The organism is Halopseudomonas laoshanensis, from assembly GCF_008365385.1.
Taxonomy (GTDB): domain Bacteria; phylum Pseudomonadota; class Gammaproteobacteria; order Pseudomonadales; family Pseudomonadaceae; genus Halopseudomonas; species Halopseudomonas laoshanensis.
The window spans coordinates 136,044-160,555 of the sequence record NZ_QOVF01000001.1; the positions used below are offsets into that span (position 1 = coordinate 136,044).

Genomic DNA, 24,512 nt, shown 5'->3' on the forward strand with positions numbered 1-24,512 from the left:
TAATGGAAAAACGCACTGAACTCTATCGTGGCAAGGCCAAATCGGTTTACACCACCGATGATGCGGATCGTTTGATCCTGCTGTTTCGCAATGACACCTCTGCTTTCGACGGCAAGAAGATCGAGCAGTTGGATCGCAAGGGCATGGTCAACAACCGCTTTAACGCCTTTATCATGGAAAAGCTCGAGGCGGCCGGGGTGCCGACTCAGTTCGACGCGCTGCTCTCCGATACCGAAGTGCTGGTCAAGAAGCTGGATATGATTCCGGTCGAATGCGTCGTGCGCAACTACGCCGCCGGCAGTCTGGTCAAGCGCCTAGGCATTGAAGAGGGCACCGCTCTGGTCCCGCCGACATTTGAGCTGTTTTTGAAAGACGACGCCAAAGGCGACCCCTTTATCAACGCTTCACATGTGGTCACTTTTGGTTGGGCCACCGCAGCGCAACTGGAGCGCATGGAGGAGCTGACCCTGATGGTTAACGCGATCCTCACCCAGTTGTTTGATCAAGCTGGCCTGATGCTGGTTGACTTCAAACTGGAATTTGGCCTGTTCAAGGGCGAGATCGTGTTGGGCGATGAGTTCAGCCCGGACGGCTGCCGCCTTTGGGACAAGGAAACCGGCAAGAAGATGGACAAGGACCGCTTCCGTCAGGGGCTTGGAGGCGTCATCGAAGCCTACGAAGAAGTCGCCCAGCGTCTGGGTGTTTCTCTACCCTAGCCAGCGCCGAACCGCTTCCGTCCACAGGGCCGCATCTGCTAAGATGCGCGCCACTGGAGAGTTGCCGGAGTGGTCGAACGGGACGGATTCGAAATCCGTTGAACTGGCAACAGTTCCCAGGGTTCGAATCCCTGACTCTCCGCCAATAAAACAAAAAGCCCAGCTCAGCTGGGCTTTTTGCTTTATCAGACGAGCTCTCGGTGAGAACCCTCGTTCGACCGAGCCAGCAAAGCAGGCGAAGGCGGCCCCCGCTAGGGGGTGAGGCGCAAAGCGCCGAATAATCCCTGACGAAGATCCAGCTTGCGCGGTGCCAATCCCAGGTGGGCTTTTTGCTTTATCAGACTAGTACTTGATAAGTGTCGCCACTGTCACATAACTCCCACCTATCCGTCTTCAAATCTACGCATAAGCTTCATCTTTTTGCTGTCTGCCTGTCACCTGTGTTTCCCATCATGTTTCGGTCAAAACCAATAACCTGATGAGGAAAACCGGATGTCCACAGATACGCAACAACTGACCATCATCGATCACGGCGAGGGTGACGAGCCCGTGGCCGAGCGCCAGATGAATACCTTGTTTTCAAGTATCCTCGAGGCGCGCCTGGGTCGACGCCAGATTCTTAAAGGTAGCGCTGGGGCTGCTGCTATCGGCTTCATGGGCCTTGGGTTGGCTGGTTGTAACAGCAGCTCTTCAGATGACGATGATGAGGACAACGGTGAAGGCGAGGCGCCTGCGGCTCTGCTAGGTTTCACCGCCGTGCCTGTGAGTAGTGCAGATGTCATATCGGTACCTGAGGGTTACAGCACTCAGGTGTTGGTGCCTTACGGTACGCCGATTGCCGGTGATTTTCCTTCCTACTCAATCAACAGCACCGGTGAAGATCAGGCCTTTCAGATGGGCAACCATCATGACGGGATGCATTTCTTTGCGATTGACGGCAGCTCCGAGGATGGCCTGCTGGTGATGAACCATGAATATATCGAACCACGCTTCATGCACGCCCGTGCGGCAGGGGTTGCGCTGGGCAGTGGCGGTGTCCCCCCGCTGATCGACGGCGCTCGTCCAGCGGACGAAGTGCTGAAGGAAATGAACGCTCACGGCGTCAGTGTGGTGCGGATTGTCAAAGGCGTAAACAATGAGTGGCAGGTGCAGCCAGATATGCGCAACCGCCGGATCACCGCATTGACCCCGATGACCCTCCAGGGACCGGTCCGCGGAACTGATTTCGTCAAGACGCTCTACAGCCCCAACGGCACCATGACCCGCGGCACCTTGAACAACTGCGGTAACGGCGTGACACCATGGAACACCTACATGGCGGCAGAGGAAAACTGGGCGGGTTACTTCCGCACTGACGATGTCGACCGCCGTGAATTTGATCGCTACGGTATTCGCCCCGGCGGCACCGGCCGTTATGGCTGGGAGCTGGCAGATTCAGCTGCGGATCAGTACGTGCGGTTTGACGCCAGTAGCACGGGCGCCAGCGCCGAAGAGGATTATCGCAACGAGCCGGTTTGCTTCGGCTGGATGGTTGAGATTGATCCTACTGATCCTGATAGCGTGCCAGTCAAGCGCACTGCCCTGGGCCGGTTCGGGCATGAGGGCGTGGTGTTTGCTCCGGCTGTGGAAGGTCGCCCGGTTGTGTGCTATTCCGGCGATGATTCGCAGTTCGAATATATCTACAAGTTTGTCAGTGCTGGCAACTTTAACGCCAATACTGCGTCTGGCTCTCTGCTGGATAGCGGTGTTCTCTATGTTGCCAAGTTCAACGATGACGGCAGTGGCGAGTGGTTGCCGCTGGTGTTCGGCATGAATGGGCTGACGCCGGCCAATGGTTTCGTCAGCCAGGCGGACGTGCTGGTAAACACGCGTTTGGCCGCAGATATGATGGGTGCTACGCCAATGGATCGCCCGGAGTGGGGCGCAGTGGATCCGGCCAATGGTGATGTGTATTTCACGCTGACCAACAACAGCAGCCGCAGCGAAGATCAAACCAATGGTGCCAACCCGCGTGCCACCAACCGTCATGGTCATATCATCCGCTGGGCGGAAGAGGGTGGCGATCACGCGGCACTGACGTTTAACTGGGATATTTTCCTGTTTGGCGGTGACAGTGGTGAAAGCGGGGTAGAGACCAATATCGGTTTTGATCCGAATGGCGACCGGCTCACTGCCGATAACATTCTCAGCTCTCCTGACGGGATGTGGATTGACCCTGACAGCCGCGTCTGGATCCAGATGGATAGCGGCGCAACAGACCCTTTCGGCAACTGTGCGATGCTTGCAGCGGACCCCAACACCGGCGAGCTCAAGCGCTTTCTGGTCGGGCCTGTTGGCAATGAGATTACCGGTGTTATCACTACCCCCGATCAGAAAACCATGTTCATCAACGTTCAGCACCCTGGTGGAACGACCTCGTCAGCAAATTTTGCCGCGGGTAACTACACCAGTAGCTGGCCGGATAACAATCCTGCGCAGTTCCCGCCGCGCTCTTCTACGGTGGTTATCTGGAAGGATGACGGTGGTGTGATCGGTAGTTGAGTAGTTGATTGCTGCCCGGCGGCGTCATTTGACGCCGCCGGGTTTCCTTTTATTCAACTGCGCGCAGGCTGCGCGGTTTTTGGAGAATTCCCATGGGTATTGGTGGCGTAAGTATCGGCTCTCTGCTGATCGTGTTGGTCATTGTCATGTTGCTGTTTGGTACCAAGCGCCTGCGTAGCATTGGAGGTGATTTGGGTGGGGCGCTTAGCGGTTTCAAAAAGGCAGTGCGTGAAGAGGAAGAGTCTCCAAGCGCGTTGACACTGGATGCCGGCAGCGTTGCACAGAAGCGTCAGGTGGAAAAAGAAGAGCTGGTATCCTGACCGGGAGGCCGCAACATGTTCGATAATGGCATGAGCGAGTGGGTGGTCGTTTTAACTGTCGCCCTGCTGGTATTGGGGCCACAGCGGGCGTTGGCTATTACCAGGTTTGCAGGCGTGATGTTGGGTAAGGCCAAGGCTGCTCTGGCGGATGTGCAAGCCCAGGTGGAAAAGGAGTTGCCGCAGGAAGAGCTTCAGGTGTTAAAAGACAATGTGGTCGCTCTGAAGCGTTCGAATGTGAAGCGCAAGGTGCAGGAAGTGCTCGCGCCATTGGAAAAAAAGGGCTGACATGAAATTTGTCAGCCCTTTGTTTACCACGACAGTATCAGAGGCCCCTGTTTACGGGGTACAGGCACCAATGAATGGTGCTATGGCAGTCCGAGTCGCAGTTTGCGGCACACCATCGCGGGTGAACTGGCAGCCAAACTGCGGATCAGCCACCGTTACTGGATCCAGTAGGTCGTCACCAGCAGGTACCGTGCCGTTCTGTTCCCATTGCAGCATGGCGTCCAGCGTTTGTTCGAACTCTTCAAAGGAAAAGTCGCAGTGGCCTGGCGCCCGCACCGCGCGTTGAACCAGGTTGTCACCCCAGCTATTCGCTTCCATGCGTGTGCGATAGATCTGTTGCATGCTGATTGGCACGAACAAATCTCCCAAAGTGTGCACAGTCACTACCGGTATATCGGCATAAAGGTCGCCATTAACCTTGGGAATGAATCTTAGGCCGTCGTCCCGCAGCCCGTTGGCGCCTGCCGTTGCCACCGCCTGCACAATATTGGCGTTAAAAGGAACTTCCAGCCCGACCAGAGGTTCACCGGGCGCGCTCAAGAAGCGATAAGTCACATCGGTGGTGTCTACTACGCTCTCGTTGAGTATCCCGGTAATAGTGCCGTCCGCGCCGGCAAAGCCCTGGAGTAGGTTCTGGAACCCGCCAAAAGCCACGTTATAAACCGGCCGCTCGCCACCAGTCAGGTTTTGCAGTATGGGGAACAGCGGCTGACCTGCGGCTGTTAATGTAGTGGCGTCTTGGGTTGCCGCATAATTCTGCCAAAGCACGTCACGAGCGACAGCTACTTTTTCTGCCGCATCCGCTTCTGAAACAGGGAAGCTGTCAGCGCCGACACCAGCCAGTTCATACAGCGCCAAACCGTAAGCGGTGAAATAATCGAACAGCTCGGTGTCGCCCATTACGCCGCACATGGGTGCAGCACCATCATAGGGGACGAAATTGTTTGCGGTCTCTTGGGTTTCACGCTCAATTGCTGCGCCTGCAACGTGCCCGCCCATGGATACGCCAGTGATATAGCGTTTTGTAGGTGCGTCCAGGGTCAGGCCATTGGCGGCAGTAATGTCATTGAATGCCAGTGCCAACGCATTGGTATCTTCAACGCCAGCGCGGACATCATAGAAGTTGGTGCTATAGGATGATGCGGCCCAGGCGTAGCCGTTCTGTAACAGGTAGGCGCGCATGGGCGGATTATCTACTGTCAGGTCTGGGCCTTCGCCACGGAAACCGTGCGCGTACATGACCAACATACCATTCCAGTTATCGGGTACTTCTATCCGGTAGCCCGCTGTCTGGCCGCCGCCGACATCGTATTCACCGGAAAAGCGCGTGGCAGGTAAGCCGGTAACAGGTCCAAACGCTGTGGGGTCATTTACCTGGTTCAGATTAACCACGAAAAAACCGTCGTTGATGCGTTCCTGCTGGGGCGTCAGCGGCTCCGGCGTTACTACTTCATCGTCATCACTTCCGCCACCGCCGCCGCCGAAACAGCCTGTTAATACAATAGCGCTGATCGCAACGCCTAAATAAGCCGTTCTTTTTAAAGCATTCATTTTTATTCTCCTGACAGGCAAAGCCAAAATTGTTTTTGTTGGGGCAGACCTGGGCTGGCATTGCTGAATTAGAGTAAAGCCTCAAAAAGCAGGCACGGCAAGAGAGGTGGAGGTTTTTTGCCGCAGCTTCGCGGCCATGGATAGGCCAGCATTGATTAAATGGATGAACATGTCTGCGAACTCACCCAAATGGGTGACCTTTTGCATTGAACAGGAGGCCAAAGGTCCGCAGAATAAGCGAAAAGAATTTCATTAACCCTTTCAGGGGGTTGTCGAGACAAGTCAATTTCGTGACAATCAGTTCGTCTGTTGCGCTTGTTTCAGACCTATAACAATAATTTTGCAAAGAAAGGTCAGTAGGATGTCAGTCGCTGACCTGACTGCTGTGTACAGTCCCTGTCTTTGCCCCGGAGAAAGCATGCCTTTGGACTCCCGATTTTCAATCGAGCCTCTTATGAGACTGATCACCCTGGTGTTGGTTGCCGTGGTGGTGATTCTGCTCGGGCGTCTTACCTGGATGATCATCGAACCTTCCAGCATATTGCCTGCGGCGGACGGCAGCCGTCTTGATCCGATAGCCAGTGGCCCAGCCTCAGCGGCGATGCGTGGTTATGATGATGTAGCCGCGTTATCGGTATTTGGCGCCGCGCCGAAAAGTGCCGCTAATGTAATCAATGCGCCAGAAACCTCGCTCAGCTGGGTGCTCAAGGGTGTGCTCGCCGATCCTGATCCGGAGCGCAGTGGCGCCATTCTCGCGCCGCAGGGTCAGCCGGAAAAATACTACCGAGTAGGCGATGACCTGCCAGGCAGCGTCCGGCTTGATCAGGTCCTGGCTGACCGGGTGATACTTGCGCGTGATGGCAAGCTTGAAACGCTAAGACTGCAACGTCGCCCGCTGTCCTCCGGTGCGGCGCCTGCAAGGCGCACCGCCGATCTGCCGCAAGTGGATTCCAACGTCACGCTGGCAGCAGACGGTGGGGTGGCGCGGATCGATCGTGAGGCCTGGATGAATGACCCGCAACGCTTCCTCGAGGTCGTGTCGGCCAGCCCGGTGATGGTCGACGGCGCCATGTACGGGCTGGAAGTCAGCCCTGCGCGCAATGCCCGCGAATTTGAAGCTGCTGGCCTGCAGGCTGGCGATGTCGTGACTTCAGTCGAAGGCACTCCGATTTCAGAAATCAATGATTACCGCGACATTCTTGAGGGGCTAACTGGCGATAGCGTCAGCCTGACCCTGGAGAGAGGCGGTGAACCCATGACCATAACGATAACGATGGATTGAGACACAATGCCGATGTTGTCCCAGATTGCCCGCTGTACCCTCCCGTTGCTCCTGGGACTCAGTCTTTTGAGTACAGCAGTTCATGCGCAGACTCAGCTCGCCGGGGATCCGGAAGAAGAGCTGGTGCTGAACCTGCGTGATGCCGAGATCAATGGCCTGATCGAGATTGTCAGCCAGGAAACCGGGATCAATTTCATCGTGGACCCGCGCGTTCGTGGTCAGGTCAATGTGGTCTCGGGCACGCCGGTCAAGCGTGGCGAGCTATATGATCTGTTTCTGGGTGTGCTGAAATCCTATGGGTTTGCCGCCGTCGAAGGAGAGCAGGGCACCGTTCGCATCTTGCCGGAAGTGCAGGCAAAGGAAAACGAAGTGGGGTCGTTGGCTGGCAGCAGCCGCGGTGACGAGGTAATCACCCACGTAATCGGGGTGAAGCACATCAACGCCGGCCAGTTGGTCCGTATTTTGCGCCCGCTGGTGCCCAAGGGCGGCCACCTGGCTGCCGCCGCGGAATCCAATAGCCTGGTCATCGCCGATACCGCTGCCAACGTGCGCCGTATACAAGGTCTGATCGAGCGTATTGATCTGGAGTCCATGGAAGATTTCGAGCTGATCCCTCTGGAGCACGCTTCGGCATTGGACGTGGTGCGCATTGTTGATTCGCTGGATGCACCGACCGCGGGTGAAGACTTTACCAAACGCGCGCGAGCGATCGCTGATCAGCGCACCAATACGGTGATTTTGCGCGGTGACCCGTCCAATAGAAGCTCGCTCCGGGACATCATCCGGCAACTGGATATGCCGGCCAGCGGCGGTGCTACCCAGGTACATTATCTGCGGTACGCCAACGCCGAGGACGTGGCAGAGGTTCTGCGCGGCATAGCCGAAGGCCGCGAGGTCGAGGAAAACATGACCCAAAGTCCGGATGGCAGCACCAGCTCCGGCGGCAGCATGATGGGCAGCCGGCAATCTGCGGTACGTATTCAGGCACATGAAAGCACCAACTCGGTGGTGATCTTCGGCCCCGCCGAGCTATCCCGCGATATGGCCTCCATCATTACCCAGCTGGATATCCGCCGTGCGCAGGTTCTGGTAGAGGCGGTGATCGCTGAGGTGTCCTATGACCGGGCCAAGGAACTGGGCGTGCAATGGGGTATTGGTAGCGATGCAGGGGTGGGCATTATCAACTTCAACCGTGGTGGTGGCGGTATCCTCGATTTGGGGGCGGCGGGCGATGCCTTTCTGGATGGCAGTGTAACCACGCCGCCGTCGTTGAATGACGGTCTTACCTTTGGCGGTATTGGCAGTATCGGCAGCACTCAGATCGCGTTACTGATCAATGCGCTACAGGCGGATAGCTCTAGCAACATTCTGTCGACCCCGAGTTTGATGACGCTTGATAACGAGGAAGCAGAAATCGTCGTTGGTCAGAATGTACCCTTTATCGTGGGCCGTTCCGTGGAATCGTCAGGGCAGGCGTTCGATACCATTCAGCGTGAGGATGTGGGCATCATGCTGAAGATCAAACCGCAGATTAACGAAGGCAACGCGGTACGCCTGGAAATCGAGCAGGAAGTGTCGCAGATCGCCCAGAGCGTCACCGGCGCGGCTGACTTGATTACCAATACCCGGACACTCAAAACCCACGTCATGGTGGATGACAACGACCTGATTGTGCTGGGCGGGCTGATCGATGACCAATTGGTCGAAACGCGCGACAAGGTACCTGGTTTGGGTGATATACCTGGTCTGGGTCGGCTCTTTCGGTATGACACTGCGCGCATGGAGAAGCGCAATCTGATGGTTTTCCTGCGGCCGGTGATTATTCGCGACAGCGCGCTTTCCCAGGATATGACGCATTCAAAATACAGCTATATCCGCGATCAGCAAGTGCGTGAGCAAAATCGTGAAGGCGGCCTGCTGCCGCCGGACAGCCGGCCGGTTCTGCCTGACTGGAATTATTTGTTGAGCCTGCCACCGCCGTTTGAGAATGCCTACAGCGGCGCTGTGCCAGCCAGAACCAGCATTCCTGCACCACCACCAGCAGCGCAATAAAGGGGCGGGGCGATGACCGATAGCGACATAGGCGGCCTTATTCCTGATCAAGGTCCGCAGGCAGAAACCGGTTACCGGTTTGCCCGGCGTTTCGGCGTGGTGCCCGGGCATCTGCAGGATGGGCATCTGGATGTCTACGTGCGTGCCGACTGTGATCCGCAGGCATTACTCGAATTGCGCCGCCGGGCCGGTCACCCGTTAAAGCCGCATGTATTGGATGACGACGCATTCGCCGCGCGCCTGCGTGATCGTTACGAGCGTTCGGCGAATGACGCCATGCAGTTTGTGGAAGGCTTGAGTGAGGATGCTGACCTGATGTCGGTAGCCCAATCCTTGTCCGAGCCCGAGGATCTGCTGGAGTCCCAGGACGAGGCGCCGATTATCCGCCTGATCAATGCGCTGCTGTCCGAGGCGGTCAAGGAGAACGCCTCGGATATTCACATCGAACCCTTTGAAAATCGCCTGTCGATTCGCCTGCGCGTAGACGGCGTATTGCGCGAGATCCTGGAACCACCGCGCGCCCTGGCGCCGGTGATTGTGTCGCGGATCAAGGTCATGGCCAAGCTCGACATTGCGGAAAAGCGTCTTCCCCAGGATGGCCGGATTGGCTTGAAGCTGGTTGGCCGTGCGGTCGATGTGCGGGTGTCGACGCTGCCTTCAGGCCATGGCGAGCGGGTGGTATTGCGTCTGCTCGACAAGCAGGCCGGGCGGCTGGAGCTGCGCCAGTTGGGCATGGGTAAAGACCATTACGAGGCCATGGAGCGGGTGATCGCCCGCCCGCACGGGATTGTGTTGGTTACCGGGCCAACCGGCTCGGGTAAAACCACTACGCTGTACTCGGCCTTGATGCAGCTCAATGACCGCAGCCGCAATATTCTGACGGTGGAAGACCCCATCGAGTACTACCTGGACGGCATCGGTCAGACGCAGATCAATACCAAGGTGGACATGACCTTTGCCCGGGGTCTGAGGGCGATTTTGCGTCAGGATCCGGACGTGGTGATGGTCGGCGAAATTCGAGACGTGGAAACCGTCCAGATTGCCATCCAGGCCAGTCTTACCGGCCACCTGGTGTTTTCCACATTGCACACCAATACCGCGGTCGGGGCGATTACCCGTCTGCGCGATATGGGCATCGAGCCTTTCCTGCTGTCATCCACGCTGAACGGGGTTCTGGCCCAACGTCTGGTCCGTACCTTGTGCCCCGCTTGCCGCAAGCCCCACCAGGCATCCGCCAGTGAGTGTCGGCTGATGGGCATCAGCGAACAGCAAGCGCCGACTCTTTACAGCGCCGTCGGTTGTGAAGAATGTAATAACAACGGCTATAAAGGTCGTACCGGCATTTATGAATTGATTGAAGTGGATGACACCTTGCGCGGGTTGATCCACGACGGTGCCAGTGAGCAGGCCATGATTCGCCACGCGCGCTTGGCGCAAACGGGGATTCGGCATGATGGTGTGCGTCGCGTGCTGGCCGGGCAGACTACCCTGGAAGAAGTGCTGCGCGTGACCCGGGAGGACTGACCATGCCCGCCTATGAATACGTCGCGCTGGATAACAGCGGCCGCACCCGCAAAGGCGTAGAGGAGGGCGACTCCTCGCGCCAGGTGCGCAGCCGCCTGCGTGACAAAGGCCTGATGCCGATGTCGGTCAATCAGGTCGCCGAGCGCAAGTCGGTTATGCGCATGCCGGTGCTGCAACAGCGGATAAAACCTTTGGAGCTGGCGTTGGCTACCCGGCAAATGGCAACGCTTGCGCGTGCCGGCATGCCGATAGAAGAAGTACTGGGTACCGTCGCCCGGCAGAGCGAAACGCAGAAGGTCAAATCGACCTTGTCTGCGGTCCGCACGCGGGTGATGGAAGGTTTGCCACTGGCGCATGCGTTGGGTGAATTCCCTTCGGTTTTCCCGGCGATTTACCGCACTACACTGGCGGCGGGCGAGCAGGCCGGGCGCCTGGATCTGGTACTGGAGCGGCTGGCGGATAACGTTGAGGCGCAGAACGCGATGCGTCAGAAGATTCAGCTGGCGATGTTCTATCCGGCGATTCTGACGGTGATCGCGTTGTTGGTCACGGTGGCGCTGCTGACCTACGTGGTACCTGAGGTGGTACAGGTGTTCGCCGGCATGAACCAGCAATTGCCATGGCTGACCCGGGCCCTGATTGCCACCAGCGACGCCTTGCGATCCTGGGGATTATTGATGCTCGCTGCGCTGATCGGCGGCATATTTGCGTTCAAGCAGATGCTGAAAAAGCCCAGCTTTCGCTATAAATGGGATGCCTGGCTATTGCGCGTGCCGCTATTGGGGCGGCTGATCCGCGGGCTGAATACCGCCCGCTTTGCGCGTACGCTGAATATTCTCGCTGGCAGCGGCGTACCGTTATTGGACGCCTTGAACATGAGCGCCAGCGTCATGACCAACGTACCCATGCGCGACGCGGTGACGGATGCAGCCAAGCGCGTGCGCGAAGGCTCCGGAGTCGGCCACGCGCTGGAGCGCAGTGGCTATTTTCCGCCAATGACATTAAGCCTGATCAAGAGCGGTGAGAGCAGCGGTACGCTTGATCACATGCTTGAACGGGCTGCTGAAACGCAGGAGCGGGAGCTGGAAGCGCGCATCGCGATCGTGATGGGCGTTTTCGAGCCGCTGCTGATCCTGGCAATGGGGGGCGTGGTACTGATTATTGTATTGGCCATCCTGCTGCCGATCTTTGAACTCAATCAACTGGTTAACTGATCATGCTCAAGACAAGACAACAGCCGGCCGGCAGACAGCGCGGCTTTACTCTGATCGAAGTGATGGTGGTGGTGGTGATCCTCGGGATTCTCGCCGCCGTGGTGGTGCCCCGGGTGATGGATCGCCCTGATCAGGCGCGGATAACGAAGGTACAGAATGATGTGCGGGCGCTGGAAAGCGCGCTGAACCTCTACCGGCTGGATAATTTCAATTACCCGACTACCGAACAGGGATTGTTTGCCCTGGTTGAAATCCCGACCAGTGGTGATGTGCCGCGCAACTACCGTTCTGGTGGTTACATCGACCGGCTGCAGAAGGATCCATGGGGGCAGGAGTATCAGTATCTACGCCCAGGCCGTGATGGCCGAGAGTATGACCTTTACAGCTTGGGCGCCGATGGCCGCCCCGGTGGTGAAGACGCCAATGCGGATATTGGTAACTGGAATGTGGATCAGGAAGAGAATCGCTGAGCATGCAACCCGCCACTCAGCACCGCTCATTGCAGTCAGGCTTTACCCTGATGGAGCTTCTGGTGGTGTTGGTATTGGTGGGTATTGTTGCCAGCCTGGCAACGCTGTCTATTGGCGATGGTGCCGAGCGGCAGTTGCGCACTGAAACGCAGCGACTGGCCGGAGTATTGCGCTTGGCGCGCGATGAGCTGTTGATTACCGGCAGCGCCGAACGCGCGCTGGGATTGCGCCGCGATAGTTATAGTTTTCTTGAGCTGGTGATCCTGGATGACGCTACCCGGGAATGGCAACCGCTGGTTGACCAGCAACTCGGCCCCTGGCAGTTGGAACCCGGCGTGATTGAGTTGGAGTATGAGCAGGAAGGCGAGCGCCAGCCGCTGCCGCAGACAAGCGGCTGGGAGCCGAATATACGCTTGGGTAATACCGGTGAGATGACGCCGTCGCTGATTACCTTGCGGGTGCCGGGTAAACCCTTCGAGCGGCATATTCAGATCAGCATGGAAGGCACGATCGAGGTGTTAGATGCGCTCCCGGAATAAGGGCTTCACGCTGCTGGAAGTGCTGGTCGCCATGACCATTCTGGCGGTGGCGCTGGCGGCGTTGATCAAAGGCGGCTCTGACCATTCGCGCAATACACTGTATTTGCAGGAGCGTACCCTGGCCCACTGGACTGGGCAAAATGTGCTGGCCGAATATGAATCCGGAATGCGACCGGTCAGCGAAGGTGACCGCACCGGCGAGGCCACCATGGGTCCGTTCCGCTACGGTTATAACGTCGAGATTTCTGACTACGTTCCGGAAGCGCCGATTGCGCTACCGCCGGTCAAGCGTATCGATGTGCGGCTCTGGTTGTTCGATCAGGGCGAGCAGGAGCAGCGCGCATCGGTCAGTGGGTTCGTGTTGCCATGAGGCATTTTCGTAGCCGGGCCAGGGGTTTCACCCTGTTGGAAATGCTCGTGGCGATGGCAGTTTTTGCGGTGATGAGCGTGGTTGCTTACGGCGGTTTGCGCGCGGTACTGAGTGCAGATCAGGTGACTCAGGAGCACGCACGTCGCCTGGCCGATTTGCAGGTCACGCTCAGCGTACTGGAGCGCGACCTGGCGCAGATAGTGGATATTTCAGTGCGTGACGAATTTGGGGACCGCATGCCGCCGCTGCGATTGCGCGCGGGCGGTGACAGCAAGCTGCTGGAGATCGTGCGCGCCGGAGCGGGCGGCGATCAGCGTCTGCGCAGAACCGCTTGGCTGATCAACGATCGTGGGCTGGAGCGGCAGTTATGGCCAGGCGTTGATATAGCCGACGCGGAAAGCGCACGGGTGCAGCCCTTCGGTTTCTTGGTTGACGAGGATGAGCTGCTTGGCATGCAGACTGGTTTCGCCTTGGTGGTGCGCACTCCCAGCGGACTTGAGAGGCTCGACGCCTGGCCTCCGGCGGACAGTGATCCCTCGGCCAGCCAGCTGCCATTGGCCGTGGAGGTGGTGTTGGACATACCCGGTTATGGCGAAATTCGCCGGCTGATGGCAGTAGGCTTATGAAGTCGATGCAGCGGCAGCAGGGAGTTGCCCTGGTCACCGCGCTGTTGGTGGTGGCGCTGGCGGTTGCGGCCGCTGTGGCGATGGCCATGCGCAGCCAGACCGATATACGTCGCACCAGCGCGGTGTTTGAGCGGGACCTTTCCAGGCAGATTGCTTTGGGCGGCGAAAAAATGATCCTGCAGTTGCTCGAGCGAGTCGAAGGGCCGGACGAGCTACTGTGGGACACCTGCCGGTCGCCAAGCCTGCCCTTCAGCGTTGACGGCGTGGAAATTCAGGCCACGGTCGAGAACATGCAATGTCGCTATAACCTGAATGCGCTGGCCGGTGCAGACGAAACCGAGCAAGGCTATTTTGCGCAACTGGTGGATAGGGTGGGTACGGAGTCGGGCGTGAGTATGCCCTCGGGTGCGCAATTGGCACTGGCGGTCAGTGACTGGATGAATCCGGAGACCGATGACCCCACGTACAGGCTTGAAGATCCGCCGCGTTTGTCCGGAAACCGTCCGATGCTGGTGGCCTCGGAACTTAACTCTGTGGTCGGTATGACCAGCGAGGCCTGGACTGCATTGGCTCCATACGTCACTGCTTACCCCGGGCAGGACAGCCCGATTGACCTGGAGCGCAGCTCGGAGCTGATGCAGGAGGTTTTCAGCGGGCGCGGGGCGACAGGTGATGCACCCTGGTTTATGCGCCTGGAGCTGGTGGCCGAGTTTGGCGAACGGCGCTTTTTCCAGTGCTCAATGCTGGATGCGCCCAATGGGGTGGTAGTACTGCGAGAACAAACGGCCTGCGAGCCCTGATAATAACGGACTGAATTATGCTGATAGTGCTATTGCCAGAAAATCCTCCGCTGCCAGATGGGGGCGCTATTGCGCTCGCGTGGTGGCAACTGGATCGCGAGGGGCAACTGCTCGGAGAGGGTCAGGATACGCTGGCTGACCTGCGCTCGCGCTTCGCCGGCGAGCGCCTGCGCGCGCTGGCACCGGCCATGGCAGTCGGACTCTATCGTCTGGATATGCCGGTCAAGCGTGCTGCATCCATTCGGGCTGCGCTGCCGTACGCATTGGAAGACCAGCTCAGTCAGGACCTTGAACTGCTGCACTGCGTTCCCGGACCCCGACGTCAGGACGGCCAGATCGCCGCAGCAGTCGTCGAGCAAGAGCATATGCACGCATGGCAGGCATTGTTCCAGGAACATGCCTGGCGTCTGGAAGCCATACTGCCACTGGCCGCCCTGCATGCTGAGGATGCACCGGAAGCGGGCTTGCTGGTCACGCCGTCGCTTTGGCCGTCTTCTGCGCCGCAGGCGCTGATAACGGCAGCAGATCAGGAGCCTGCGCTGATAGAGGAAGGCATGTTGACGCTGTGGCTGCGCCGCCGCCTTGCCGAGCTGCCCGAGGAGCAGCGTCAACTGCAATTGGCCGGCTATCAACCCGCGGCATTGGGGCTGGATGATGCCAAACACCTGACCGTCACTCCGGCACCTGCCGCTATTGATTTAACACAGGTGCTACGCAGGGCGACCGGACCAAATCCATCGTTGAATCTGCTCAGCGGTGCTTACACGGTAAGCATGGCCACCCCGCCATGGCGCAAAGCGCGCTCTGCAATGATTGCAGCGGGCGTGCTCCTGGCGGTGCTGCTGCTGCAGTTTGCTTTGGAGTGGGTAACGCTGACGCGCGAGCGTGATCGTCTGGTCGAATCAATCAATAGCGTGTTTGAGACCAGTTTGCCAAACAGTCGGCGCGTGGATGCACCTGAGCAATTCCGTCAGGTGATGCGTGGTAGTGGCGCTGAAACGGGTGGGCAAAGCAGTGGGGCGATATTGTATGACGTGTTGGCGGTGATCAATGAAAGTAAAGGGGCGCGGATACGGCAATTCCGCTCCACTGCGGATGAGCTGGAGGTCGAGCTGCAGATGAATTCCTTTGCCGACCTCGAGGCGCTGCGTACTTCGTTGTCGACCAAGCCGGGGCTCAGCGAATCGCTGCAAGGGGCGGATTCGGCGGACGAGGGCGTCACCGCGCGACTTAAAGTTACAAGGAGAGAGTCATGAACGCCTGGTGGGCAGGTCTGGCTTCGCGGGAGCGGGTCATTCTGATTGCCGGCATGCTGGTATTGGCTGTGCTGCTGATCTGGCTGGCCATTATTGAGCCGTTGGCGGACGGTCGAAATTCCTTGCGTAGGGAGGTAGCTGCATTAAGTGCAGACCATGATTGGATGCAGCAGGTTGCTCCTGAAGTGCGCCGCAGGGCTTCTTCGCAAGCAGGCGCTGGCGCCATTGGGGCAGGCAACGGCTCGGTGTTGACGCTGGTCGAGGTGTCCGCCAACGCGTCCGGCATGCGCAGTGCGATGACGCGCGTTCAACCTGAAGGGCAGGGCGCTCGTCTGTGGTTTGACAGTGTGTCTTTCGATGCACTGGTGCGCTGGTTGGCCGAGCTGGAGACCCGGCAGAATTTGCGTATCAGTCAGTTGGCTGTGGATGCAGGGGCAGCGCCGGGGTTGGTTTCGGCACGCGTTCTGGTGGAGCCGCGCTGATGAAAAAGGTTTTGAGTATCAAAGTTGTAGTCCTGCTGGTGCTGCTGTATCTGGGCAGTCTTATCTGGAACCTGCCCGCTTCATTTGTCTGGAGCCGGGTGCAGAACCAACTGCCGGCACAGGTCACGTTGCACGGTCTGACTGGCACGTTATGGTCCGGCCGCGTCAGCCGGATGCAGGTTGAAGGCGTAGATCAGGGCGCACTAAGCTGGGACTGGCAGGCTGCGGGCTTGCTCGGTGGCAAGGTCAGCCTGGATCTATTCTGGCAGCCGCGCAACGGTCATGTCACCGCGCGACTGGATGCCGGATTAAATTCCCTGCAATTGAAAAATGTCGTTGGGCGCCTGGACGCCGCAAGTATGGCGGCCGTTAACAAGGCGCCTTTTGTACTGGCCGGACAGTGGCTGCTGGATGTGCCGCTGCTGGAGCTCAATGAGCTGCAATATGTAGGCGAGGCCGAGGGACAACTGACCTGGGAGAATGCGGCTGGCGGCCTGCCCACGGCTCTGCCTCTAGGTCACCTGAGCGCAGATTTAAGCGGAGATGAGGGGTGGCTGGTGTTCGAGCTGGCTGATCAAGGCGGGCCGCTGGGACTGCGGGGGGATGCCCGTTGGCGCCCAGGTCAGGCGCTGGCTTTGAATACCCAGATGCAGGCCCGTGCAGACGCTGACGCCGCGCTGGTGGGTGGGCTGAGCCTGCTCGGCCGACCCGATGCGCAGGGCTGGGTCAAATGGCGCGCGAAGCTGCAATGACAATTTTCTTTACACTCACTCTGGAGCGTCACTTTATGCGGGTCATCCTGCTCATCATGCTGGCGGTAGGCATTGCTGGTTGTGCGACCACCGGCAATAACGCGCGAATGGATAAGGTGGACAATGCCGCACTGGTGGATGCGCGCGCCAAGCTTGGGCTGGGCCGTTGTGATCTGGAATTGGCCAACGAAATTCTCGCCCTTGGTTATCCAGGCCTGGAGCAAGAGGCCGCCTATACTTGTTTGGAGCAAGGCCAGGTGCAGGCGGTGGAGCGGCTACTGACCGACTTTCAAGCGCGACACCCAGCGGCAGCCAATCTTGACTATTCAGCTTACCTGCTGGCACTGGCCCAGTTCATTCGTTTTGAACTGGCTGAAGGAGACGACCAGGCCCGGCTGACAACAGGGCGCCGTGCGCACGATGGGTTGGTGGCATTTGTCCGTCAGTACCCGGAATCGAGCTATCGTCAGGAGGTGGCCCCTCGGCTCGAGGCTTTGCACGAGGGTATGGCCAGCGCAGAGTATGGTCTGGCCCTGGCGGACATAGAAGCAGGTCGCCGTGAGTTAGGCGCAAAACGACTGCGCTATGTCGTCCAGAACTATTCCCGCAGTGATGCAGCCGGCAGCGCTAAGCAGTGGCTGGAGCAACGCGCTACGCCCTAGCTTGATCGTCGGGGCGGCCACGATAATGCAGGCCGCCTGCCATCTTTCAGTGCATTTATCGACATCAAGTTGCGCCCTGCTGTTGACATTGTGCACAGTTTGCGCGCACTGCTGTCATCGAACTGTCAGATACGCTCGTAACTCATTGATATGTTGATGCGGGTCGTAACTCATTGTTTTAATTGAATAAAATATTGATCAAAATTTAACCATTTTGACCAGCAACCCCGCGGGCTATGGTTCTGACGTGGTTTTTTTCAGGCTATCCACAAAGTTGTCCACAGATATTGTGGATAGCTTTTTGTCGCGCCGCGCTTCAGATACCTTGCGGAATCTCCTCGCCGCCCAGCGCTGCGGTCAACGAGGGGATAAGTTCGGACAGCGTCTTGGCCATGATGGTGAAGCTCGCGTCCAACTGCGCAGCCATATCGTCCGCACCCTGGTCGTCGGCCTCTTCGCGGAGCAGGTCTTCGAATTTCAGGCGCTTCACGATCAGCTTGTCGTCCAGAGTGAAATTGAGCTTTTCCTGCCACTGCAGGCTTAACTGGCTGACCTGTTTACCCACTGTGAGGTGCTGTTGTATCTCGTCGCTGGCCAGATCCTGACGTTTGCAGCGAATCACGCCACCGTCTTCGCTGGTGTCACGCAGCTCGCATTCGTCACCAATTATCAGGCCCTCAGGCGCTTCACTGGTCTTGACCCAGTCGGTCATGCAGGCCGCTGGTGCGGTCTTAACATTAAGCGGGCGCAGAGGCAGGCTGCCGGTGCACTCGCGCAGCAGGCTCAGCAGATCCTCTGCACGCTTGCTGCTGGCGCTGTCGATAGCTATCCAGCCCTCTTGTGGCGCGACGCAGGCCAGGGTGGTCTGAGTGCGTGTGAAGGCGCGTGGCAGCAGGGACATGACCAGCTCGTCCTTGAGCGTATCGCGTTCCTTCTTGTAAACCTTGCGGCCGTCGCGCGCTTCGATCTCTTCGACCTTCTCTGCCAGGCCATCGCGAACCACACTGCCTGGCAGGATGCGTTCTTCCTTGCGCAGGGCTATCAACCAATATCCGTCCGCCACCTGAACGCGGTTTTCGGAGTGCCTGCCAAAAGGTGTTGTCCAGCCAAGGGTATGAGTTTCCTGGCTGCCACAAGCGCGCGATGGGCGCTCGTCGAGTGCCTTGATCAACTCAGCTTCGCTGAATGGAATGGTCTGACTGAAACGGTAGAGCAGAAGATTACGAAACCACATTAGGCTGTCCTTGTACGTCTGGCCACAAAAGCCAGCAATATTGCCTGACACCGGCAGCTTCGGCCAGCCAATACGGGGGCTTTGATTAACATATTGAAAATGGCAGAGATTTTTTTACGAAAGGTATTGCCAGACGGATAAAAGCTGCCTAGAATGCGCCCCACTTCGAGAGCAAATGGGTGATTAGCTCAGCTGGGAGAGCATCTGCCTTACAAGCAGAGGGTCGGCGGTTCGATCCCGTCATCACCCACCACTCGAGGTGGTACGCAGTGGTAGTTCAGTTGGTTAGAATACCGGCCTGTCACGCCGGGGGTCGCGGGTTCGAGTCCCGTCCACTGCGCCATAATTTGCACGCGATCGCTTCGGCGGTTGCATAAAAAAAGCGACCTGTTGGTCGCTTTTTTTATGCCTGGTTTTCAAGCTAGCGCATGGCGCCCTGTAGGGCTAAATGTGCGCTAAAACAGTTGCAGGATCAATTACCCCCGGCACTGCCTCCAGCTCCCGTGCCAGTTCCTGTCCCGGCACCAGTGCCAGCTCCGTCATTGCCCATGCCACCCGTACCTGTTCCGTTACCAGTACCTGAACCTGAAGTGCCGGTACCAGTTCCATCGGGGCCGGTATTCATCTCGTTCGGTGCGCCTGGGCTAGTGGCGCCTTCACGCTCGCGGCGCATTTCCTCTTCGCGATCCATTTGCTCGGACTGCTGGTCATCCATGCCCTGCTGATTGGAATCATAGTCCTTGTCGCCTGCGAGTGCGTAGGGGGCAGCCAACGCGACGGCCAGACTGAATACGGTGCTGGTAAGTATGCTAGGAAATTTGTAATCCTTCATGTTCGTCACCCTTTGCTATAAATTAATTAACTAATTACTGATGGCGATAGAAAATCAAAGTCGCCATTAAGCTCGAACTTGGTTAGCTGGCAAGTATCGCTCGCTATGCCTTGTTCGCTTCTTTATTCATAAGATAACAGTGCGCGGCATCTACACTTCTTTACTGCCTTTGACATAACGCGCATTTAACGTACCGGTGGCTCTCTTTCATTCATTGGCAGCTTCAGTCTCCGCCGCCAACTCACGCGCCATGCTCAAATGCTCTTCCAATTTCGGCAGCGTTTTTTGCGCAAATGCGCTGATCTCCGCATTATCGGATTTGCTGGCTCGTTGGAATAATTCGATAGTTTGCTCATGCGCATTAACTTGATTATTGGCGTAGGCTTCATCAAAAGATTCACCTTCACGAACCTGCAATGTCATGGCTTTGGCCTTATCCATCAAGGTGGCTTCATCTGACATTTCCAGATCATGTTTTTGTGCCAATTCTTTCAATTTTGCATTGGCCTTGCCATGATCATCGATCATGCGCTGGGCAAACTCTTTTACCGCGTCGGTACCACGCTCCAGAGCCATTTTTCCAGTTTCTATCTCAGCCATGCCTTTAGCTGAAGCTTCTTCAATAAAGTCCGCGTCGTCGATAGATTCATTCAGCCCCGGCTGCGTGCCTACATCCGCCGCGTCTGTTTGCCGAGGATCGCCCATGGTTTCGTTGCCGGCACCAGCAGCCGGTTGCTGGCTGGTGCTCTGAGCAAAGGCTGCAGGGGCACTCAGGCCCATTGCAACGACCAGCGCCGAGGCAAGCAAGCTGTACTTGTTCATAATATCTCCTGTCGAATGAAACCATTCGAGTGGGTGAAGTTATTCAATAGTTCGCGTGCCGATTAGTTCATGTCATCACCGGGTTCGGTAGCCGGATTAGTACCTTTTTCTGGTGCACCTGGAACACTGCGGGTGGCGTCAGTGCCAGCAGGGTCGGTATCGCCTTGCCCCGGCATATCATCGGTACCCGAGCGAGTGGTGCTCTCAAGGTCTGGGTCACGAGACATTTGCTCATCGTGTTGCTGCGAATGCTGTCCATCCATACGAGTGCCATCTTCGGCTTCATGTTTGGAGGTGTCGCCAGCTGTAGCGAAGCCACTGACCAAACCGAGTGTCAGGCTGAGTGCCGAGATATGAAGAATATTGGAGAGTTTGATAGTTTTCATGAAATACCTTTTATTTTGAGGGGTGTAGTTAAATAGAAGAGTTGTGAAAGTGAAAGTTCATACAATATTCATAAAATAATTAATATATATTGCGGAGTTTCTGCTTATTGCGATAAAGAATAAGGATCGAGCGACGACTGAAACTTTCCTCCTCCTGGAGCTGTCTTCTCTTAATAATCATGCGGTGTAAATTGGGAGTCCGGCATCATGGCAAGAGCAATATGGAAGGGGGCGATCAGTTTTGGCTTAGTCCACATTCCGGTAGCGTTGGTATCGGCAACATCGTCGAAGGGCATTGATTTCGATTGGTTGGATAAGCGCTCGATGGATCGTGTGGGTTACAAGCGCATCAACAAGACCACTGGCAAGGAGATCGCTTCCAAGCATGTGGTTAAAGGCATCGAGTATGAGAAAGACCGTTATGTGGTCCTCAGTGAGGACGAGATCGCCGGAGCGCATCCCAAGGCGACCCAGACTATCGATATTTTTGCCTTTGTTGATAGTGCTGATATACCGCTGATCAATATTCGCAAACCCTATTTCCTCAGCCCGGACCGCAAGGGCGAAAAAGTCTATGCATTGCTGCGTGAAACGCTGGTGAAGACCGGCAAGGTGGCATTGGCCAATGTGGTGGTGCGTACCCGGCAGAGTCTTGCCGCGCTGATGCCGATGGACTCGGCGCTGGTGGTGGTCATGCTGCGTTGGCCGGAGGAAGTGCGCAGTCTGGATGGGCTGAATCTAGGCGAAGATGTCAGCGACCCGACGCTCTCCAAACAGGAGCTGGATATGGCGCGCAAGCTGGTGGAGGACATGACTTCCGAGTGGAAGGAAGAGGAATACCGCGACACCTTTGGTGAAAAGATCATGAAAATGGTGGAAGAGAAGGCCAAGGCCGGCAAGATTGAAAGTGTCGAACAGGCTGACGAGGGGCAGGAGGAGCGCCGTAGCGCCGACGTGGTAGATCTGACCGAACTGCTCAAACGCAGTCTCGCAGGCAAAGGCAAAGCCAAGAAAGCGCCGGCCAAGACCCCAGCAAAGAAGCGTGCCGCTGGCAAGACTCAGTCCGACGAGGATGATGGCGAGGACAGCAAGCCAGCACGACGTTCCAGCAAATAATCCGATTGCAACAGCAGGCGTGCAGACATGGCCAGACCGGAGAGCGAATACAACCGCAAACGCAATTTTGCCCTCACTTCCGAGCCGGCAGAGGAGCGCAAAAGCGCACGTCGCAACAAGGCCGGGGCGTTGAGCTTTGTTGTGCAGAAACATGATGCGCGAAATCTGCATTACGATTTTCGTCTGGAGCTCGATGGCACCTTGAAGAGTTGGGCGGTGCCCAAAGGCCCCAGCCTGGACCCCTCGGTCAAACGCCTGGCGGTACACGTTGAGGATCATCCGCTCAGCTACGGTAATTTCGAGGGCAGTATCCCCAAAGGGCAGTATGGCGGTGGCGATGTCATCGTCTGGGATCGCGGCGTCTGGGAGCCTGAAGGTGATCCGGTTAAGGCCTACAAGGCGGGGAAGCTGGGCTTTCGTTTGCATGGGGAAAAGCTAGAAGGTCGCTGGAACCTGGTACGCACCCGGCTTAAGGGCAGTGGTAGCAAGGAGCAATGGCTACTGATCAAGGAGCAGGATGACGCCGCTCAACCTGCCAGTGAATTTGATCTGGTCAGTGCGCGACCCGAGAGCGTCATTACGGGCGAACGCCTGCAGCGCGATCAGCAGCCAGGCGCTGCCAATTCAAAAAAAGCCGCTAAGCCGAAAGTGGCGGCCAGCCGCGCGCCGGCGAAAGCCAAGAGCGCCACAGCCAGCAAAAAACAGAGCAGCGCATCTGAATCCAGGCAGTCGCGCGGCGCGGCTGGCTCCAAGGTATCAATTCCTGACCAGTTTGCGCCGCAGCTGGCAACGCTCGCCAGTGAACCGCCTGCTGGCAACTGGTTATATGAGATCAAGTTCGACGGATACCGTATTCTCGCGCGGGTCCGTGATGGCGAGGTGCGCTTGTTCACGCGTAACGGCCACGACTGGACCCACCGTTTACCCCAGCAAGCCAAGGCGATTGCGAGCCTGAATCTGGATGATTCCTGGCTGGATGGCGAAATGGTGGTGTTGAACGGCGACGGGCTTCCGGATTTTCAGGCTTTGCAGAACGCCTTTGACGCTGAGAGTACTCAGGACATCGTCTATTACCTGTTTGATGCCCCCTTTCTGAATGGCCATGATCTGCGCGAGCAGCCCCTGGAGCAGCGCCGAGCCGAGCTTGACGCGGTCATTGACCACGATAGTCCGCTGCTGCGTTTTTCCGAGGTACTGGACGCGGACTATGAGCATATTTACCAAAGCGCCTGCGCCATGGCGTTGGAGGGGGTGATCGGCAAACGCTCGGGCAGCGAATATGTTTCCAGCCGCAGTGCAGACTGGATCAAACTCAAATGCCGCTTGCGCCAGGAGTTTGTGATCGTTGGTTATACGCCGCCCAAAGGCAGCCGTAGCGGTTTCGGCGCCTTGTTGCTGGCCGTGCACGAGGCGCCAGGCAGTAAAGCCCTGCGTTACGCTGGCCGGGTGGGTACTGGCTTTAATGAGCGGCTACTCACGCAGCTTCACAAGCAGCTGCGCAAGCTGGAACGTAAGACCTCGCCTCTGGAAAGCACTCGTGGCTTATCCCGTCAGAGTGAGGTCCAGTGGGTGTCGCCCAAACTGGTATGCGAAGTGGAGTTCGCGCAGTGGACCCAGGAGCGGATCGTACGCCAGGCTGCTTTTATCGCGCTGCGTGAAGACAAGCCTGCGGTTGATATCATTGAAGAGCAGCCACAGGCGCCGGACGATATTCAGGCCGCAGCAGGTCAGCCGCACAAGCGCGTGACCCGGAAGCGAAAGACGAACTTCGGCGATAAATTGAGCGGCGTCACCATCAGCCACCCAGAACGCGTGATCGACAAGCAAAGCGGCGCGACCAAGCACGATCTGGCCGCGTTCTACGACAGCATCCAAGATTGGATAATCCCGCAGCTAAGTGGCCGACCTGTATCGCTGCTGCGTGCACCGGAAGGGGTGGACGGCGAACAGTTCTTCCAGAAACATGCCGAGCATTTGTCCATTCCGGATATCCGCCATCTGGATAAATCACTGGATCCGGGGCATGCGCCGTTAATGCAGATCGATTCGGTGAAGGCGCTGGTAGGCGCGGTACAAATGGGCTGTATCGAGTTGCACACCTGGGGGGCGTTGAGTACCAGCATCGAGAAACCAGACAGTATTGTGCTGGACCTGGACCCGGATCCCAAACTGCCGTGGAAGTCCATGGTCGAAGCGACTCAGCTATTACTCTCAGTGCTCGATGAAATCGGGCTGCAAGCCTGGCTGAAAACCAGCGGCGGCAAGGGTATGCATGTGATTATTCCCATCGCGCGGCATCTGGACTGGGCCAGCGTAAAAGCATTCTCAAAGGCCATTTCGGAGTTTATGGCGCAGGAGCTTCCCGAGCGTTTTGTCAGCAAGATGGGCCCTAAGAATCGCATTGGCAAAATATTCATCGACTATCTGCGCAATAGTCGTGGGGCCAGCACCGTAGCGGCTTATTCAGTGCGGGCGCGACCCGGATTGCCGGTTTCGGTGCCTATCGCTCGTGATGAGCTGGCCGGGTTACGCAGCGCGCAGCAATGGACGCTGCTGAACCTGTCAGAGCGGCTGCAGCAGCTGCAGAAAGACCCTTGGGCAGACTTGCATTACCGCCAGCGTATCGGCAAGGCCATGTGGAAGCAGCTTGGGGCTAAAGCGCCATAAAACGGTCGTTAGC

General features: G+C 57.5%; 24 protein-coding genes and 3 tRNA genes. 22 read left to right on the forward strand and 5 right to left on the reverse strand.

What is annotated here, in order from left to right:
• The first annotated feature begins 2 nt into the window (after window positions 1-2).
• The 5 genes from purC to DT594_RS00710 all read left to right on the forward strand — a co-directional run bounded on the left by purC (window position 3) and on the right by DT594_RS00710 (window position 3,862).
• On the forward strand, window positions 3-716 hold the full coding sequence (purC, locus tag DT594_RS00690) for a phosphoribosylaminoimidazolesuccinocarboxamide synthase (protein WP_149330925.1): 714 nt from the start codon (window positions 3-5) through the stop codon (window positions 714-716).
• Between the two features lie 55 nt (window positions 717-771).
• Window positions 772-861: transfer RNA gene (locus DT594_RS00695), tRNA-Ser, on the forward strand.
• A 347-nt stretch (window positions 862-1,208) separates the two neighbouring features.
• Window positions 1,209-3,257: a PhoX family protein gene (locus DT594_RS00700; protein WP_149330926.1), complete on the forward strand. Its 2,049-nt coding sequence runs from the start codon at window positions 1,209-1,211 to the stop codon at window positions 3,255-3,257.
• Between the two features lie 92 nt (window positions 3,258-3,349).
• Window positions 3,350-3,577, forward strand: a complete 228-nt coding sequence (gene tatA / locus DT594_RS19120; protein WP_096346214.1) for a twin-arginine translocase TatA/TatE family subunit — start codon at window positions 3,350-3,352, stop codon at window positions 3,575-3,577.
• A gap of 15 nt (window positions 3,578-3,592) precedes the next feature.
• Window positions 3,593-3,862 carry a twin-arginine translocase TatA/TatE family subunit gene (locus DT594_RS00710; RefSeq protein WP_149330927.1) on the forward strand — a complete coding sequence of 90 codons (270 nt, stop codon included), beginning with the start codon at window positions 3,593-3,595 and terminating at the stop codon, window positions 3,860-3,862.
• A gap of 51 nt (window positions 3,863-3,913) precedes the next feature.
• Here the strand turns inward: DT594_RS00710 and DT594_RS00715 are convergent, their stop codons facing one another.
• The gene (locus DT594_RS00715) at window positions 3,914-5,413 is read right to left on the reverse strand and encodes an alpha/beta hydrolase family protein (RefSeq protein ID WP_149330928.1); all 1,500 of its coding nucleotides are present in this window, start codon (window positions 5,411-5,413) and stop codon (window positions 3,914-3,916) included.
• Window positions 5,414-5,867: 454 nt separating this feature from the next.
• Here DT594_RS00715 and gspC point away from each other — a divergent pair, with 454 nt between their 5' ends.
• The 13 genes from gspC to bamD all read left to right on the forward strand — a co-directional run bounded on the left by gspC (window position 5,868) and on the right by bamD (window position 17,442).
• Window positions 5,868-6,695 carry a type II secretion system protein GspC gene (gene gspC, locus DT594_RS00720; protein WP_178091366.1) on the forward strand — a complete coding sequence of 276 codons (828 nt, stop codon included), beginning with the start codon at window positions 5,868-5,870 and terminating at the stop codon, window positions 6,693-6,695.
• A gap of 66 nt (window positions 6,696-6,761) precedes the next feature.
• On the forward strand, window positions 6,762-8,747 hold the full coding sequence (gspD, locus tag DT594_RS00725; protein WP_218574455.1) for a type II secretion system secretin GspD: 1,986 nt from the start codon (window positions 6,762-6,764) through the stop codon (window positions 8,745-8,747).
• A gap of 12 nt (window positions 8,748-8,759) precedes the next feature.
• Window positions 8,760-10,271 (forward strand): type II secretion system ATPase GspE, encoded by a 1,512-nt coding sequence (gene gspE / locus DT594_RS00730; protein ID WP_149330930.1) that lies wholly within the window; start codon window positions 8,760-8,762, stop codon window positions 10,269-10,271.
• A gap of 2 nt (window positions 10,272-10,273) precedes the next feature.
• On the forward strand, window positions 10,274-11,485 hold the full coding sequence (gspF, locus tag DT594_RS00735) for a type II secretion system inner membrane protein GspF (RefSeq protein WP_149330931.1): 1,212 nt from the start codon (window positions 10,274-10,276) through the stop codon (window positions 11,483-11,485).
• Between the two features lie 2 nt (window positions 11,486-11,487).
• Entirely contained in the window at window positions 11,488-11,955 is a 468-nt protein-coding gene (gspG, locus tag DT594_RS00740) for a type II secretion system major pseudopilin GspG (protein ID WP_149330932.1), read from the forward strand.
• A gap of 2 nt (window positions 11,956-11,957) precedes the next feature.
• Window positions 11,958-12,494, forward strand: a complete 537-nt coding sequence (locus DT594_RS00745) for a prepilin-type N-terminal cleavage/methylation domain-containing protein (RefSeq protein ID WP_149330933.1) — start codon at window positions 11,958-11,960, stop codon at window positions 12,492-12,494.
• Entirely contained in the window at window positions 12,478-12,864 is a 387-nt protein-coding gene (gene gspI, locus DT594_RS00750) for a type II secretion system minor pseudopilin GspI (RefSeq protein ID WP_096346206.1), read from the forward strand. Before DT594_RS00745 ends, gspI begins: the two co-directional genes overlap by 17 nt.
• Complete coding sequence (gspJ, locus tag DT594_RS00755) at window positions 12,861-13,490, forward strand: type II secretion system minor pseudopilin GspJ (RefSeq protein WP_149330934.1); 630 nt, start codon at window positions 12,861-12,863, stop codon at window positions 13,488-13,490. The genes gspI and gspJ overlap by 4 nt, the downstream gene beginning before the upstream one ends.
• Window positions 13,487-14,290: a type II secretion system protein GspK gene (locus tag DT594_RS00760; RefSeq protein ID WP_218574457.1), complete on the forward strand. Its 804-nt coding sequence runs from the start codon at window positions 13,487-13,489 to the stop codon at window positions 14,288-14,290. The genes gspJ and DT594_RS00760 overlap by 4 nt, the downstream gene beginning before the upstream one ends.
• A gap of 17 nt (window positions 14,291-14,307) precedes the next feature.
• A complete protein-coding gene (gene gspL / locus DT594_RS00765; protein WP_149330935.1) occupies window positions 14,308-15,546 on the forward strand; it encodes a type II secretion system protein GspL in 1,239 nt (412 codons plus the stop codon).
• Window positions 15,543-16,028 carry a type II secretion system protein GspM gene (gene gspM / locus DT594_RS00770; protein ID WP_149330936.1) on the forward strand — a complete coding sequence of 162 codons (486 nt, stop codon included), beginning with the start codon at window positions 15,543-15,545 and terminating at the stop codon, window positions 16,026-16,028. The genes gspL and gspM overlap by 4 nt, the downstream gene beginning before the upstream one ends.
• Window positions 16,028-16,780, forward strand: a complete 753-nt coding sequence (locus DT594_RS00775; protein WP_149330937.1) for a type II secretion system protein N — start codon at window positions 16,028-16,030, stop codon at window positions 16,778-16,780. The genes gspM and DT594_RS00775 overlap by 1 nt, the downstream gene beginning before the upstream one ends.
• Window positions 16,777-17,442, forward strand: coding sequence for an outer membrane protein assembly factor BamD (gene bamD / locus DT594_RS00780; RefSeq protein WP_178091369.1), 666 nt, complete (start codon window positions 16,777-16,779; stop codon window positions 17,440-17,442). Before DT594_RS00775 ends, bamD begins: the two co-directional genes overlap by 4 nt.
• Window positions 17,443-17,758: 316 nt before the next feature.
• Here the strand turns inward: bamD and rdgC are convergent, their stop codons facing one another.
• Entirely contained in the window at window positions 17,759-18,676 is a 918-nt protein-coding gene (rdgC, locus tag DT594_RS00785; protein ID WP_149330939.1) for a recombination-associated protein RdgC, read from the reverse strand.
• Between the two features lie 177 nt (window positions 18,677-18,853).
• On the opposite strand from rdgC, the gene DT594_RS00790 reads away from it, so the two are divergent.
• Window positions 18,854-18,929: transfer RNA gene (locus DT594_RS00790), tRNA-Val, on the forward strand.
• A 13-nt stretch (window positions 18,930-18,942) separates the two neighbouring features.
• Window positions 18,943-19,019: transfer RNA gene (locus DT594_RS00795), tRNA-Asp, on the forward strand.
• Window positions 19,020-19,148: 129 nt separating this feature from the next.
• Here the strand turns inward: DT594_RS00795 and DT594_RS00800 are convergent.
• The 3 genes from DT594_RS00800 to DT594_RS00810 all read right to left on the reverse strand — a co-directional run bounded on the left by DT594_RS00800 (window position 19,149) and on the right by DT594_RS00810 (window position 20,716).
• A complete protein-coding gene (locus tag DT594_RS00800; RefSeq protein ID WP_149330940.1) occupies window positions 19,149-19,508 on the reverse strand; it encodes a hypothetical protein in 360 nt (119 codons plus the stop codon).
• Between the two features lie 207 nt (window positions 19,509-19,715).
• The gene (locus DT594_RS00805) at window positions 19,716-20,213 is read right to left on the reverse strand and encodes a DUF4142 domain-containing protein (RefSeq protein WP_149331900.1); all 498 of its coding nucleotides are present in this window, start codon (window positions 20,211-20,213) and stop codon (window positions 19,716-19,718) included.
• A 179-nt stretch (window positions 20,214-20,392) separates the two neighbouring features.
• The gene (locus DT594_RS00810; protein ID WP_149330941.1) at window positions 20,393-20,716 is read right to left on the reverse strand and encodes a hypothetical protein; all 324 of its coding nucleotides are present in this window, start codon (window positions 20,714-20,716) and stop codon (window positions 20,393-20,395) included.
• 207 nt (window positions 20,717-20,923) lie between these two features.
• On the opposite strand from DT594_RS00810, the gene ku reads away from it, so the two are divergent.
• Both ku and ligD read left to right on the forward strand, forming a co-directional pair.
• Window positions 20,924-21,832 carry a non-homologous end joining protein Ku gene (ku, locus tag DT594_RS00815; RefSeq protein WP_149330942.1) on the forward strand — a complete coding sequence of 303 codons (909 nt, stop codon included), beginning with the start codon at window positions 20,924-20,926 and terminating at the stop codon, window positions 21,830-21,832.
• A 27-nt stretch (window positions 21,833-21,859) separates the two neighbouring features.
• Window positions 21,860-24,499 carry a DNA ligase D gene (gene ligD / locus DT594_RS00820; protein ID WP_149330943.1) on the forward strand — a complete coding sequence of 880 codons (2,640 nt, stop codon included), beginning with the start codon at window positions 21,860-21,862 and terminating at the stop codon, window positions 24,497-24,499.
• Window positions 24,500-24,512 lie beyond the last annotated feature (13 nt).